The organism is Kitasatospora misakiensis (assembly GCF_042656005.1).
In the GTDB taxonomy this organism is placed as follows: Bacteria; Actinomycetota; Actinomycetes; order Streptomycetales; family Streptomycetaceae; genus Kitasatospora; species Kitasatospora misakiensis.
In genome coordinates, this window is the sequence record NZ_JBHSOF010000030.1 from 11,266 (window position 1) to 25,445 (window position 14,180).

Consider the following 14,180-nt stretch of genomic DNA (forward strand, 5'->3'; position numbering starts at 1 on the left):
GCACGGTGGGCATGCCGCCAACCTACCGCCGTCCACGGAGCCCGCGCGTCGGTCGTCGGCCCGGCCGGACGCAGGTCCCCGGACCTAGGTCCTCACCGCTTTGGAACGCCGCGGGGGCGGCCCTCCCCGGTCGGGGTGGGCCGCCCCCGCGGTGGCGGCGGTGCCGGGCGTCAGCCCTTCTGCATGACCTCGGGCTCGTGGCGGCGCTGGAGGCGCGTGACGATGACGCCGATGACGATGGACATCAGGACCAGGATCCCGGCGTCGATCCAGAACTGGGTCGCGGTGTGCTCCCACAGCGGGTCGTACTCGGGGTTCTGGAAGTCCTTGTTCCAGGGGCCGAGCAGCTTCGACAGGTCGAGCGTGGTGGCGACCATGCCGGTGCCCCAGCGGGCCGGCATCAGCCAGGCGAACTGCTCCAGGCCGGGCTTGGAGAAGATCTGGAAGAGGCAGCCGGTGAAGACGACCTGGATGATCGCGAACATGACCAGCAGCGGCATGGTCTTCTCGGCGGTCTTCACCAGCGCGGAGATCGCCAGACCGAACATCATCGAGGCGAAGCTCAGCAGGATCAGGCCGAGGCTCATCTCCAGGATCGGCAGGTCCTTGACGACCAGACCGTGCGCGGGCAGCTTGCGCGGCAGGAAGCCGACCGCGGAGATGATCGCGCCCTGGATCACGCTGAAGAAGCCCAGCACGATGATCTTGGACATCATGTACGCCGACCGGGAGAGGCCGGTGGCCCGTTCCCGTTCGTAGATCGCCCGTTCCTTGATCAGTTCTCGGACCGAGTTCGCCGCTCCGGAGAAACAGGCGCCGATCGCCAGGATCAGCATGATCGTCGCGGCGCCGCTGTTCAGGCCGAGCTGCGACTTGGGGTTCGGTGCCAGGCCAGGCTCGTTGGGGATCAGCACACTGACCGCGCCCAGCACCGCCGGCAGCAGCACGGACAGCGCCAGGAAGCCCCGGTCGGAGGCGAGCACCGAGGCGTAGCGGCGCATCAGCGTCCACAGCTGCGAGCCCCAGCTCTGCGGCTTCGGCGGACGGACCGCCTCCTGGACGATCTGCGCGGACTGCACGGTGCCCGACTCCACGTCGGCCGAGTACTGCTGGTGGTGCACCGAGCTGCGGTAGCGGCCGGCCCAGTCGTGGTCCGGGTAGTTCTCGAAGGCCTGGAAGATGTCGGCCCAGGTCTCGTACCCGAAGAAGTGCAGCGCCTCGTCCGGCGGGCCGAAGTAGGCCACCGAACCGCCCGGCGCCATCACCAGCAGCCGGTCGCAGAGCGCGAGTTCGGCCACCGAGTGGGTGACGACCAGGATGGTGCGGCCGTCGTCGGCGAGCCCGCGCAGCATCTGCATGACCTCGCGGTCCATACCCGGGTCGAGGCCCGAGGTGGGCTCGTCCAGGAAGATCAGCGAGGGCTTGGTGAGCAGCTCCAGGGCGACCGAGACGCGCTTCTGCTGGCCGCCGGAGAGGGCGGTGATCCGGTTGTCGGCACGCTTGTCGAGGCGCAGCTCGTAGAGCACCTCGTCGATCCGCGCCTCGCGCTCGCGCGCCTCGGTGTCACCGGGGAAGCGCAGCCGGGCCGCGTACTTGAGGCCGGTGCGGACGGTCAGTTCCTTGTGCAGGATCTCCGACTGCGGCACCAGGCCGATGCGCGAACGCAGTTCGGCGAACTGCTTGTAGAGGTTGCGGCCGTCGTAGAGGACGTCGCCCCGGTCCGCCGGACGGTAGCCGGTGAGGGCGCGCAGCAGGGTCGACTTGCCGGAGCCGGACGGGCCGATGACCGCGACCAGGGACTTCTCCGGGACGCCGAAGCTGACGTCGTTGAGCAGGATCTTCTTGGCGCCCTTGTGCTCGACCTCGACGGTCAGGTGGCGGGCGGAGAAGGAGACCGCGCCGGTGTCGACGAACTCCTGCAGCTGGTCGCCGACCAGCACGAAGCTGGAGTGACCGACGGTCAGCCGGTCCTGCGGCCCGATCAGCTGGCGCTCGACCCGCAGACCGTTGAGGAAGATGCCGTTGTGGCTGCCGAGGTCGACGATCTCGTACCGGCCGTCGGGCAGCTGGCGCAGCTCGGCGTGGTGGCGGGAGACCTGGAGGTCGGAGACGACGATGTCGTTGTCGAGCGCGCGACCGATCCGCATGGTGTTCATACCGGCGGTCAGGCTGCGGATGACGGTCGGCTGCGGGCCGGCGTCGTGCGCGGCGGGCGCCGCCTGCTGCGGGAAGCCCTGCGGGCCGTGCGGCCCCGGGAAGCCCTGCTGCTGCGGGAACGGCTGCGGCTGGACGTGCTGCTGCGGCTGGACGTGCTGCTGCGGTTGCGGCTGCTGCCACTGCTGCTGCGGCGGGTAGGGCTGCTGCGCCGCCGGGGGCTGCCACTGCTGCTGCGGGGCGGCGCTCCGACTGGTGGCGACCTCGTGCCAGGCCGGGGCCTGGGCGGCCTGGGCGGCCGGCGCGGAGAAGGCGAGCCGTGGGCCGTTCTCGGCGTTGCCGAGGTTGACCACGGCCCCCGGGAACAGCTGCGCCTGCAGGGTGCGGGCGCCACCGGTGTAGGTGCCGTTCGTGCTGCCGTGGTCGTCCAGCTGCCAACCCGCCCCGTTGAAGGAGATGGTGGCGTGCTGCCAGGAAACCCGCGCGTCGTCGAACAGGAAGTCCGACTGCGGATTGCGACCGATGGTGTAGGACCGCCCGGGTTCCAGAACCCGCTGCTGTCCGTTGATCTCGATGACGAGTTGCGGCACTCTCGCCTGCCCCGCTCTCTCGGTCCCCCGATGGTGCGCCCCGGCCAGGTGGGGCGAAATGATCGTGAATCTGACGGGGGAATCATTCCAGCCCGGCGGCCGTGGGTGAAAGTCGCCCCCGCGGACTGTGACCAGGCGGCAACGATTCGCGGACCGGCCTTGTACGACCGGCCCGGCCGACCCGCGTCCACAACCCGCGTCCACAACCCGCGTCCACGACCCGGACGGGTGCCGTCGCGCCGTCGGCCTGCGGGTAGCGTGGGAGGCACCATGAACGCATCGCCCTTGGCCGCCGAGCCGTTCCCCGCCCCGCAGCCCCGGACCGAGGACGGGCGCACGCTGCTCGTCAAGGTGTTCGGCAAGGACCGCCCCGGCATCACCGCCGGGCTCTTCGCCACCCTGGCCGGGTTCGGCGTGGAGGTCGTCGACATCGAGCAGGTGGTGACCCGCGGGCGGATAACGCTGTGCGCCCTGGTCTCCGCCCCCGTCGCGCGGGGCGCCGAGGGCGACCTGCGGGTCGTCGTGCACCGCTGGGCCGAGGAGCAGAAGCTCCAGGCCGAGATCATCTCCGGCATCGGCGACAACCGGCCGCGCCGGGAGGGCCGCTCGCACGTCACCGTGCTGGGCCACCCGCTGACCGCCTCCGCCGTCGCCGCGCTCACCGCGCGGATCACCGCCGCCGACGGCAACATCGACCGGGTCTTCCGCCTGGCCAAGTACCCGGTGACCGCCGTCGAGCTGGCCGTCTCGGGTGTGGCCACCGACCTGCTGCGGGCCGAGCTGGCCCAGGAGGCGGCCACCCAGCGGGTGGACGTCGCGGTGGTGGCGGCCGGGCTGGAGCGGCGGGCCAAGCGGCTGATCGTCATGGACGTCGACTCGACGCTGATCCAGGACGAGGTGATCGAGCTGTTCGCCGCCCACGCGGGCTGCGAGGCGAAGGTCGCCGAGGTGACGGCGGCGGCGATGCGCGGCGAGCTGGACTTCGCGGAGTCGCTGCGCGCCCGGGTGGCGCTGCTGGCCGGGCTGGACGCCTCGGTGACCGAGAAGGTGCGCGCGGAGGTCCGGTTCACGCCGGGGGCGCGCACCCTGATCCGTACGCTGCAGCGGCTGGGCTTCCAGGTCGCGGTGGTCTCCGGCGGGTTCACCCAGGTCACCGACCATCTGGTGGAGCAGCTGGGGCTGGACTTCGCCGCCGCGAACACCCTGGAGGTGGTGGACGGCAAGTTCACCGGCCGGGTGGTCGGCGAGATCGTCGACCGGGCGGGCAAGGCGCGCTGGCTGGAGCGGTTCGCCGAGCAGGCCAAGGTGCCGCTGGAGCAGACGGTGGCGATCGGTGACGGCGCCAACGACCTGGACATGCTGAACGCGGCCGGGCTGGGCGTGGCGTTCAACGCCAAGCCGGTGGTGCGGGAGGCGGCGGACACCGCGGTGAACGTGCCGTTCCTGGACACCGTGCTGTACCTGCTCGGGATCACCCGCGAGGAGGTCGAGGCGGCCGACGTGGCGGAGGTCCTGGACGGGCCGGCGGCCGGCTGACGGCTGACGGCACCGGGGGCGTACCCCGGCGGACGGACGACGAGGGGGCGTGCGGACCATGTCCCCACGCCCCCTCGCTGCTGTCCGGGGTACTCCCCCGGCTCAGTCCTGCGGCGTGAAGTACGAGACCAGCTCCGCCACGCCCGGCTCGACGTTCTTCCACGAGCCGGAGAAGCTGAGCACCGCGACGGCCGCGGTCGGGAACCCGCCGAGCCGCAGCCGCTCCAGCGCGTCCCGGTCGCCCTCGTCACCGGCCAGCACCTGGGTCAGGCCGAGCACCCCCGGGTTGTGGCCGACCAGGACCAGGTCGGCGTGGTCCTCCGGGGTCTCCTGGAGGACGGTGATGATCTCGCCCGGGCTGGCCTCGTAGACCCGCTCCTCGTAGACGGTCTTCCGCGCGCGCTTCGGCAGCTCGTGCGCGGCGAGCTTCCACGTCTCCCGGGCGCGCAGGGCGGTGGAGCAGAGCACGTAGTCGGGGTTGATGCCGGAGTCGGAGAGCCAGCGGCCGGCTTCCGGGGCCTGGTGGCGGCCCCGGTCGGCCAGCGGCCGCTCGTGGTCGTCGACGCCGTCCGGCCAGTCGGCCTTGGCATGGCGGAGAACGATGATCCTGCGGGGCGTGTCGGCGCTCATACCCAGCAAGCTTGGCAGAAAAGCCGGCCGCGGGCGCGGTGCTGCCCGATGGCGCCACCCGGCGGGGCGGGGAGTGCCATCATGCGGGGTTGACCGGGGCGTCGCTCCTGGGACGCCCTGGGTCAGCCGATGTTCTGGGCGACGATCGCGACGACGACCAGCAGGGCGACGATGCCGCCGATGATCGCGGCGAGCTGGCCGAGCTTCTTGTGGCCGTCGGTGGGGTTCGGTTCGAGAACGGGCATGTCCGGATTCTCCCACCCCGAACACGCCCGCCCGCCACCGGGCCCCGGCAACCGCCGGGGCCGTGGCCCCTCCGGCCCCTCAGACCCTCAGACCCTCGGGCCCCTCAGCCCCTCAGGCCCCGGACGCCGCCGGGAGCGCCTCGTCCTCGATGTGCCGGGCCCGGGCCGCCCGCAGGCCGAACAGCATCTGCGGCACCAGCAGCACCGCCAGGAAGCCGAGCGGCAGGTACCACTCCCCGGTGGCCTGGTACAGCCGGCCGATCAGGATCGGGCCGGGGATCGAGATCAGGTAGCCGACGCCCTGGGCGAAGGCCGACAGCTGGGCCACCCCGCCGGCCGTCCGGGCGCGCAGGCCGATCATGGTCAGCACCAGCGGGAACGCGCAGTTGGACAGGCCCACCAGGACCGCCCACAGCCACGGCGCGGCGGCCGAGGCCAGCGCCAGCCCGCTGTAGCCGGCGATGCCGAAGCTCGCCAGGACCACCACGAAGAGCCGCTGGTCGCCACGGCGGGCGGCCAGGTTGGGCAGGACGAAGGACACCGGCACGCCGATCACCATGGTCACCGCCAGCAGCACGCCCGAGGTGCCCTCGGAGACCCCGGCGTCCTGGAAGATCGTCGGCAGCCAGCCCATCACCACGTACGCGCCGGTGGCCTGGAAGCCGAAGAAGACGGCCAGCGCCCAGGCGGTGCGGCTGCGGGTGATCGGCAGCCGCACGGCTGCGGCCGTGCCGCCCGCCGGCCCGCCGGACTCCCGCCGCCGGGTGAGCAGCACCGGCAGCCAGAGCAGCAGGGCGAGGGCGCCGAGCGCGGCCCACACCCCGAGGCCGAGCCGCCAGTCGCCGCCGAGGGCCTTCGTCAGCGGGACGGTGACGGCGGCCGCCAGCGCGGTGCCGGCCGACAGCGCCATCGAGTAGAGGCCGATCATCGGCCCGACCCGGTCCGGGAAGTACCGCTTGATCACCACCGGGATCAGCACGTTGGAGACGGCGACGCCGGCCAGCGCGAGCGCGGTCAGCAGCAGGAACACGGCCGTACCGGCGGCGAAGGAGCGGGCCAGCACGCCCGCGGTGATGGCGCCCATGCCCGCGGTGACCACCGCGACCGGGCCGAGCCGGCGGGCCAGGCCGGGCGCGGCGAAGCCGAACAGGGCGAAGCAGAGCGAGGGGACGGCGGTGAGCAGGCCGGCCACCGTCGGGCTCATCCCGAGGTCGGTGCGGACCTGGTCCAGCAGCGGCCCGAGGCTGGTGACCACCGGGCGGAGGTTGAACGCGGCGGCGGCGATCGCGACGGCGAACAGCCAGCCGAGGTAGCGGCGGTGGGGCGGGGCGGGCCGCTCGGTCTGCGGCCGGGTCCCGGCCCGGGGTGGAGCGGTGACGGGAGCTGCGGTGTCTGCTGCGGACGACATGCGGGCATCATAGAATGATGGGATGAATTAGCGCATCCTTGACTTGGCATGATGGCCCGACCCACCCGACCCAAGGAGTCCCCCGTGGCGCTGTCCTCGCCGAGGCGCACCCCGCTGTCCGACCAGGTGATCGCGCAGCTGCGCGCGCAGATCACCTCCGGGGAGTGGCCCGTCGGCTCGCGCATCCCCACCGAGGCCGCCCTCGTCGAGCAGCTGGGCGTGGCCCGCAACACCGTGCGCGAGGCCGTCCGTGCCCTCGCCCACAACGGGCTGCTCGACATCCGCCAGGGCTCCGGCACCTACGTCCTGGCCACCAGCGAACTCGCCGGCGTGATGCACCGCCGCTTCGCCGACGCCGACCGCGCCCAGGTCGCCGAGCTGCGGACCACCCTGGAGACCTCCGCCGCCGGCTTCGCCGCCACCCGCCGCACCGACCGCGACCTCGCCCTCCTGGACGCCGCCCTGGCCCGCCGCGAGGACGCCTGGCGCTCCGGCGACGCCGAGGACTTTGTCCAGGCCGACGCCGCCTTCCACCAGGCCGTGGTCGCCGCCGCCCACAACGACGTGCTCGCCGCCCTCTACGCCGACCTCGGCGAGGTCACCCGCGCCCACCTGCGCCACGACGTCGGCCCCGAGCTCATCGCCGAGCGCTACCTCGGCCACGACAAGATCGTCGACGCCATCCGCGCCCGCGACCCCCAGCGCGCCTCCGACGAGGCCGGCCGCGCCATCAGCGCCTGCGCCGACCGGGACTCCTGACCGGTCGGCCCGGTCCGAGGTCGCTCGCCTTGCGGGCGGCGGGATTTGGCGTGCTAACGTCCCGTGAAAATTCGCGGACGGCCGGTCTCCGGCCGCAAGTGGACCACAACGGGGAGAACTGATGGCGGATCCGGACCTGAAGCTGAGCCAGGGACCGGGGGGCGGGGGGCCCACCAAGGTGTCGACGGGCGCGCTGGACAAGGCGGCCACCGCACTCGACGGCATCGCCAACGACAGCACGGCGGCCGGGAAGGCCGCCGACGAGTCCACCGAGGCGGCGGCCGGCAAGCTGAGCGGCTGGGACACCGCCGGCGCGCTGCGCGGGGCGCTCAAGGAGTGGCACGAGCAGGTGTCGCAGCTCAACGGCCGGCTCAACCAGGAGGCCGGGATGATGCGGCAGACCCACACCAACTACCTGAGCGTCGAACACGGCATCGCCACGTCGTTCACCGGGAAGGCGTGAGCACATGAGCCTGCTCGGTTTCGAGGACGTCATGAAGGCGGACCCGTCCGCGATGGCCAAGGCCGCCGCCGACTGGACCGAGATGGCCCGCAAGTACCAGGGCGTCCAGCACCGGCTGGAGACCGAGGTGCTCTCGGTCACCGGCGGCCAGGGGCTGTGGTTCGGGTCCACCGCCTACGCGGCCAACCAGCACATCACGATCACCCGGCAGCAGAGCATCGACGCGCAGACCGAGGCCAAGGCCGTCGCCTCGATCATCAAGGACGCCCAGGGCGACTTCGAGTCCGCGCAGAAGAAGCTGAAGCAGGCCGTCGCGGACGCCCAGGCCGACGGCATGAAGGTGACCGGCACCGGCGCCGTCATGTTCGACGTCGGCGCCCTCGACCCGGCCACCCGGAACGCCTACCACCACGAGCCGGACTACCAGCGGGAGCGCAACGAGGCCGCCGGCCAGTGGGCGCAGAAGATCAAGGTCTACCTGGAGGAGGCGACCGCCGCCGACCAGCGGGCCGCCCTCCAGCTGCGCCGCGCCGCCAAGGTCGGCGACCCGCTGAACCAGTTCAACGGCCAGGCGGTCGGCGGCGGCGACGAGGCCGACGGCCGGCGCGCCGCGGAGCTGGCGGCCCGGCTCAAGGACGGCAAGACCCTCAGCCCGGAGGAGCTCGCCGAGCTCAACAACCTGATGAAGGCCAACTCCGGCAGCCCGGTCTACGGCCAGACCCTGCTCAACACCCTCGGCCCCGAGGGCACCCTGCTGCTCGCAGACGAACTGGAGCTGCGGCTCAACGACCGGGACGGCAAGCTCAAGGGCGAGTACGGCGATCTGCAGACCAACCTCGCCAACACCATCGCCGGCGCCACCCGGGACCCGAACACCAAGTTCTACCAGGACTTCCGCAAGGGCCTCCAGGAAGCCGGCGTCAAGAACATCAACGCCCGCCACTTCGGCGGCAAGACCGAACCGATCTACGGCTACCAGACCCTGGCCACCCTGCTCCAGCACGGCAACGCCGGGTACGGCAAGGAGTTCCTGAACGACCTCGGCACCGACATCGTCAACGCCGAGCGCAAGGACAAGAACCGCTGGTCCTCCCACCAGTTCAACGGCCCGCGCCCGGACCTGGTGTACGACCCCGTCGACGGCGTGCTCAAGCTGATGGGCCAGAACCCCGACGCCGCCACCCTGTTCCTGGACCCCAAGTCGCCGGGCGCCGAGGACCGCCTCAAGTACCTGCTGCGCGACCGCGAGTGGCCCACCACGTACACCAACACCCTGTTCGGCCCGCCGATGGTCGACAAGGGCACCCACCAGGACGGCCTCGCCGCCGCCCTGGAGGCCGCCGCCACCGGCGACGCCCCCGGCGAGGGCACCCACAACGGCGGCCCGCACACGCCCGCCCAGGCCCGCGTCATGCAGGGCGCGATCGACGCGCTGGACGGCGACGGCAAGGGCAGCGAGATCCACGACGACCTGAAGATGCCGCTGGCCAACGCGCTCTCGGACTACGTGGACGACACGCACAAGGTCCTCAGCGACCACGTCGCCAGCGGGAGCGGCGGAGTCCGCGAGGAGAACGGTGCCGGCCACCTCGACGGCGGAGCCGACAGTCTGATCCGTGTCCTGCGCGGCGTCTCGGACGAGCCCGAGGCCTACGCCCTGCTCTACAGCGCCGAACGGGCCAAGACGGCCGAGCTCATCGCCGAGTTGCCGACCGACCCGCACGCGGACCGGAGCGTCGTGGACCTCCCGGCCCAGCGCATCGGCACCGCACTCGGCGCCTACGACGCGATCCGGGCCGATGTCATCCTCGACAACAAGGACGACCGGATGGAGTGGGCCGACAAGACCAGCTCCTTCGCCTCCACGATGAACGGCACCGTGACCGGGTTCATCCCGGAGGTCGGCGACATCGCCGGCGGGATCGTCGACCTGGGCATCGAGGAGTGGGCGGACGGCGTCAAGAAGGAGGCACAGGACGCGGGCAACAAGGACGCCTCCGACAAGCACTTCGCCGCCTTGCGGGACAGCAAGGAGATGGCCCTCGGCTGGGGGCGGCTCACCGGCGACACGAACAACACCCGGGCCGACCTCGTCTACTCCAACATGGCCCTCGGCCACACCAGCGGCCACGCGAACGCCTGGAGCGCGCTGGGACGGAACGGTCAGCAGTGAGGTCGTCCCGGAAGGTCTGGGCCGTCGTCGCGGGCGTACTCGTCCTCGCCCTCGGTGTGGGCGGCTTCGTGTCCTGGCAATACCCCAACCTGTTCCTTCCGGACCGCCTCTGCGACAACGCTGTCGCGGCGAAGGACGCCGAACGGGTCCTCGGTGACGGCAAGATCGTGGTCGCGAGCCATCGGGCGTCGAGCGACCGTAACGACCCGGACGCGTACTGCGCGATCAGTCTCAAGCGCGGCGGCAAGTACGTCGCCGAGATCCACCTGCGCACCAAGATGGCCGCGCCCTTCGAGCCGTCCCTGCGTGCCGATCCCGCGATGTCCCAGCCCGACCGCGGAGCAGTGGGCGCGTTCGGCAATTCGCGCGGCTGGTTGCTGATGGCACCGGGATGCCGACTCGCGTCCAAGGACGCGGAGAGCTACCCGGACCGTGACGCCGATGCGGTCGCTGTGGACGTCACCCGTGACAAGCAGCCCGACCCGTACCGATCCGCGCACGCCGACGCGACCGCTTCCCCCGAAGCGCGGCAGGATCTGGCCCGGCTGGCCGCCGGTTTCGCAGCAGCGGTCGCACACCGCTCCGGCTGCGGATCGGCAGCGGCTCTCGATGTCCATCTGGCCACCGGCGGGCAGGTCGAACAGCCGGTCGTCGACGGGCAGCTCTGCGGGGTTCCGGGGGCCGCTGCCGTCGGCAGGATCCAACCCGATCTCCGCCAGGACGTCAGCAGCCCCTCAGCTCCTGTCCAGTCCTGTTGGATCTACGGCGACAACCGGTCGACACCGGCCTACCGGTTCACCGGCACGCTCGACACCCGCTATCCGAAGTTCGCCGTTCTCAGTGCCGGCAGCGGCCCGCTGGGTCCGCTGCCGGCCGGCTGGCGGGGAACCGGCAGGAACAATCTCGTGGTCGCTCCGTGCGGTACGGGCAGTCTCACCCTGGACGCCTTCCGGTCGTCGACCGAGGAACGAGGGGTTCCAGCCATCGAAACCCCCGCATTCCGTGCCTGGGCCAATGCCATGGCTTCCAAGTACGGCTGCGAGCCGGTCGCCCCGAAGTAGCCGCCCACAGAAACGCCGCTGCCCGGCGCCCTCCTCGTCGGAGGGGCCGGGCAGTGGCGTTCGCGCGTGGCGGGGGTGTCAGGCGCCGATGGCGTGCAGGCCGCCGTCGACGTGGACGATCTCGCCGGTGGTCTTCGGGAACCAGTCCGACAGCAGGGCGACGACGCCGCGGCCGGCCGGCTCCGGGTCGCTCAGATCCCACTTCAGCGGGGAGCGGTTGTCCCAGGTGGCGGCGAGGTCCGGGAAGCCCGGGATGGACTTGGCGGCCATCGAGCCGATCGGGCCGGCCGCGACCAGGTTGCAGCGGACGTTCCGCTCGCCCAGGTAGCGCGCCAGGTAGCGGTTGGTGGACTCCAGGGCGGCCTTGGCCGGGCCCATCCAGTCGTACTGCGGCCAGGCGTACTGGGCGTCGAAGGTGAGGCCGACGACCGCGCCGCCGTCCTGCATCAGCGGCAGCAGCGCCATGGTGAGCGACTTCAGCGAGAACGCCGAGACGTGCATGGCGGTGGCCACGGACTCCCACGGCGTGTTCAGGAAGTTGCCGCCCAGGGCGTCCTGCGGGGCGAAGCCGATCGAGTGGACGATGCCGTCCAGGCTCGGCAGGTGCTCGCGCACCTGGTCGGCGACGCCGGCCAGCTGCTCCTCGCTGGAGACGTCCAGCTCCAGCACCTTGACCGGGTTCGGCAGCTTCTTGGCGATGCGCTCGGTGAGGCTGGGCCGGGGGAACGCGGTGAGGATGACCTCGGCGCCCTGCTCCTGGGCCAGCTTGGCGGTGTGGAAGGCGATGGAGGACTCCATCAGCACACCAGTGATCAGGATGCGCTTGCCCTCAAGGATTCCGCTCATGACTCAGTGACCCATGCCCAATCCGCCGTCCACGGGAATGACGGCTCCGGTGATGTACGCGGCCTCGCCGGAAGCGAGGAACCGCACGGTGGAAGCGACCTCGGCGGGCGCCGCGTAACGGCCCAGCGGCACGTCGGCGACGATCTCCGCGCGGCGCTCGTCGGTGAGCACCGCGGTCATGTCGGTGTCCACGAAGCCGGGAGCGACCACGTTGACGGTGATGTTGCGCGGGCCCAGCTCGCGGGCCAGCGAACGGGCGAAGCCGACCAGGCCGGCCTTGGACGCGGCGTAGTTGGACTGACCCGGCGAGCCGGAGAGGCCGACGACCGAGGAGATCAGCACGATCCGGCCCTTGCGGGCGCGCATCATCAGCTTGGACGCGCGCTTGACCACGCGGAAGGTGCCGGTGAGGTTGGTGTCCAGGACGGACGTGAAGGCCTCCTCGGACATCCGCAGCAGCAGGGTGTCGTGGGTGATCCCGGCGTTGGCGACCAGGACCTCGACCGCGCCGTGCGCGGACTCGACCTCGGTCAGCGCGGCGTCGACCTGGGCGCTGTCGGTGATGTCGCAGCGGACCGCGAGCACGTCGAACTTGGCCAGCTGCTCGGGCACCTCCCCCGACCGGCTGGTGATGGCGACCTTGTCGCCCGCCTCGGCGAAGGCCAGGGCGATCGCGAGGCCGATGCCCCGGTTTCCTCCGGTGACGAGAACCGAGCGGCTCAACGATCCACCTCTCTCCGTTGTGTGCGCACGCCGTGATGCCCGCGTACCACTCCGTGATGTCCGCGTACGTCGTAACGAGGTACGCGGTGTGACGCTATCGGTCGCCCCGGCGCGGCGACGAATCGAGCTCCGACAGCGCCGCACCGGAGGAACTGTTGGTACCCGACAATCCGGTCCGCGGCGGATTTCCCGTCGTTCCCCCTTCCGGTGGGGCCCTATTGTCGTGTCCACTGAGCCGCACGTCCGGGAACCCGGCAGCGGGGCACGCCCGTTGTGCCCCCTGGTGCGGCACGAGGCCGGGGCCGCCGCACCGGGGCCGACCCGGGCCCACGGCCGGACACGGCCCCGGAGACGAGTGGATGCGGAGCGCGGAATGAGCGAGGCACAGGCCGGGACCACCCACCGGCGCGGACGACTGGTGGCCCTGGCCGCGCTGGCGGCCGGCGCGGGAGCGGTCGCCTGGGCGCTGCGCGACCTGCCGGCGGCGTTCGGCCGGCGGCCGGACGGCGAGCGGGAGGAGCGGCTGCGCAACTCCCCGCAGTACCGCGACGGCGTCTTCCACAACGCGCCCTCCGAGCTGGCCCGGCCGGCCGCCCAGGCGGGCATCGACGTGGAGACTGTGCGCCGGGCGCTGTTCCAGCGCGACGGCCGGACGCCGAGCCGCCCGGTGCCCACCGTCCGCCCGGCCCACGGCTCCGGCCCGGCCGCCGAGGGCGTGGCGGTCACCTGGTACGGGCACGCCTCGGCGCTGGTCGAGATCGAGGGCGCGCGCGTCCTGCTCGACCCGATCTGGAGCGAGCGCTGCTCCCCCGCCGCCCAGGTCGGCCCGCGCCGGCTGCACCCGGTGCCGGTGGAGCTGGAGGAACTGCCGCAGGTGGACGCGGTGCTGATCTCGCACGACCACTACGACCACCTGGACATGGCGACGGTGCGGCGGCTGGTGCGCAGCCAGTCCGCGCCGTTCGCGGTGCCGCTCGGCATCGGCGCGCACCTGCGCCGCTGGGGCGTGCCCGAGCACCGGATCATCGAGCTGGACTGGGACGAGACCTGCAGGCTGGGCGACCTCTCGCTGACGCTGACCTCCGCCCACCACTTCTCCGGCCGCGGCCTGACCCGCAACACCACGCTGTGGGGCTCCTGGGTGGTCGCCGGGCCGAACCGCCGGATCTACTACACCGGCGACTCCGGCTACTTCGAGGGCTACGCCCGGATCGGCGCCGAGCACGGCCCGTTCGACGCCGCGCTGGTCCAGGTCGGCGCGTACGACCCGGCCTGGGCGGACATCCACATGACGCCGGAGGACGCCGTCCTCGCCCACCGCGAGCTGAACGCCGGGCTGCTGGTCCCGGTGCACTGGTGCACCTTCAACCTGGGCCTGCACCCGTGGGCCGAGCCGATCGAGCGGCTGCTGGTGGAGGCCAAGGAGCACGGCGTGCGGCTGGCGGTGCCGCGCCCCGGCGAGCGGGTGGACGTCGACAACCCGCCGGAGCTGGACGGCTGGTGGGAGGGCGCGGTCTGAGCGACCGCGCCGAGCAGCGGGGGCGACCGGCGGACGGCCGGCGGACGCCCGGCGGGCCACGCCGGGAAATGCG

General features: G+C 72.1%; 12 protein-coding genes. 6 read left to right on the forward strand and 6 right to left on the reverse strand.

Annotated features, from left to right (window positions below):
* Nucleotides 1-170: 170 nt before the first annotated feature.
* Nucleotides 171-2,744 (reverse strand): ABC transporter ATP-binding protein/permease, encoded by a 2,574-nt coding sequence (locus tag ACFP3U_RS21925; protein WP_380227293.1) that lies wholly within the window; start codon nucleotides 2,742-2,744, stop codon nucleotides 171-173.
* A 270-nt stretch (nucleotides 2,745-3,014) separates the two neighbouring features.
* On the opposite strand from ACFP3U_RS21925, the gene serB reads away from it, so the two are divergent.
* Nucleotides 3,015-4,280 carry a phosphoserine phosphatase SerB gene (gene serB, locus ACFP3U_RS21930; protein WP_380227294.1) on the forward strand — a complete coding sequence of 422 codons (1,266 nt, stop codon included), beginning with the start codon at nucleotides 3,015-3,017 and terminating at the stop codon, nucleotides 4,278-4,280.
* Nucleotides 4,281-4,382: 102 nt separating this feature from the next.
* Here serB and ACFP3U_RS21935 read toward each other — a convergent pair whose 3' ends face one another.
* From ACFP3U_RS21935 to ACFP3U_RS21945, 3 genes are all read right to left on the reverse strand, one after another.
* On the reverse strand, nucleotides 4,383-4,910 hold the full coding sequence (locus ACFP3U_RS21935) for a SixA phosphatase family protein (RefSeq protein WP_380227295.1): 528 nt from the start codon (nucleotides 4,908-4,910) through the stop codon (nucleotides 4,383-4,385).
* 122 nt (nucleotides 4,911-5,032) lie between these two features.
* A complete protein-coding gene (locus ACFP3U_RS21940; protein ID WP_380227296.1) occupies nucleotides 5,033-5,155 on the reverse strand; it encodes an SGM_5486 family transporter-associated protein in 123 nt (40 codons plus the stop codon).
* A gap of 112 nt (nucleotides 5,156-5,267) precedes the next feature.
* Nucleotides 5,268-6,563 carry a CynX/NimT family MFS transporter gene (locus ACFP3U_RS21945; RefSeq protein ID WP_380227297.1) on the reverse strand — a complete coding sequence of 432 codons (1,296 nt, stop codon included), beginning with the start codon at nucleotides 6,561-6,563 and terminating at the stop codon, nucleotides 5,268-5,270.
* Nucleotides 6,564-6,647: 84 nt separating this feature from the next.
* Between ACFP3U_RS21945 and ACFP3U_RS21950 the strand changes: the two genes are divergently transcribed.
* From ACFP3U_RS21950 to ACFP3U_RS21965, 4 genes are all read left to right on the forward strand, one after another.
* Nucleotides 6,648-7,322 (forward strand): FadR/GntR family transcriptional regulator, encoded by a 675-nt coding sequence (locus tag ACFP3U_RS21950; RefSeq protein WP_380227299.1) that lies wholly within the window; start codon nucleotides 6,648-6,650, stop codon nucleotides 7,320-7,322.
* A 121-nt stretch (nucleotides 7,323-7,443) separates the two neighbouring features.
* Nucleotides 7,444-7,785: a WXG100 family type VII secretion target gene (locus tag ACFP3U_RS21955; protein WP_380227300.1), complete on the forward strand. Its 342-nt coding sequence runs from the start codon at nucleotides 7,444-7,446 to the stop codon at nucleotides 7,783-7,785.
* Nucleotides 7,786-7,789: 4 nt separating this feature from the next.
* A complete protein-coding gene (locus tag ACFP3U_RS21960) occupies nucleotides 7,790-9,958 on the forward strand; it encodes a DUF6571 family protein (protein ID WP_380227301.1) in 2,169 nt (722 codons plus the stop codon).
* Nucleotides 9,955-11,019, forward strand: coding sequence for a hypothetical protein (locus ACFP3U_RS21965; protein ID WP_380227302.1), 1,065 nt, complete (start codon nucleotides 9,955-9,957; stop codon nucleotides 11,017-11,019). Before ACFP3U_RS21960 ends, ACFP3U_RS21965 begins: the two co-directional genes overlap by 4 nt.
* 78 nt (nucleotides 11,020-11,097) lie before the next feature.
* Here ACFP3U_RS21965 and fabI read toward each other — a convergent pair whose 3' ends face one another.
* Both fabI and fabG read right to left on the reverse strand, forming a co-directional pair.
* Nucleotides 11,098-11,865 (reverse strand): enoyl-ACP reductase FabI, encoded by a 768-nt coding sequence (fabI, locus tag ACFP3U_RS21970; protein ID WP_380227303.1) that lies wholly within the window; start codon nucleotides 11,863-11,865, stop codon nucleotides 11,098-11,100.
* Nucleotides 11,866-11,868: 3 nt separating this feature from the next.
* Nucleotides 11,869-12,588 carry a 3-oxoacyl-[acyl-carrier-protein] reductase gene (gene fabG, locus ACFP3U_RS21975; RefSeq protein ID WP_380227304.1) on the reverse strand — a complete coding sequence of 240 codons (720 nt, stop codon included), beginning with the start codon at nucleotides 12,586-12,588 and terminating at the stop codon, nucleotides 11,869-11,871.
* Between the two features lie 373 nt (nucleotides 12,589-12,961).
* Here fabG and ACFP3U_RS21980 point away from each other — a divergent pair, with 373 nt between their 5' ends.
* The gene (locus ACFP3U_RS21980; protein WP_380227306.1) at nucleotides 12,962-14,107 is read left to right on the forward strand and encodes an MBL fold metallo-hydrolase; all 1,146 of its coding nucleotides are present in this window, start codon (nucleotides 12,962-12,964) and stop codon (nucleotides 14,105-14,107) included.
* Nucleotides 14,108-14,180 lie beyond the last annotated feature (73 nt).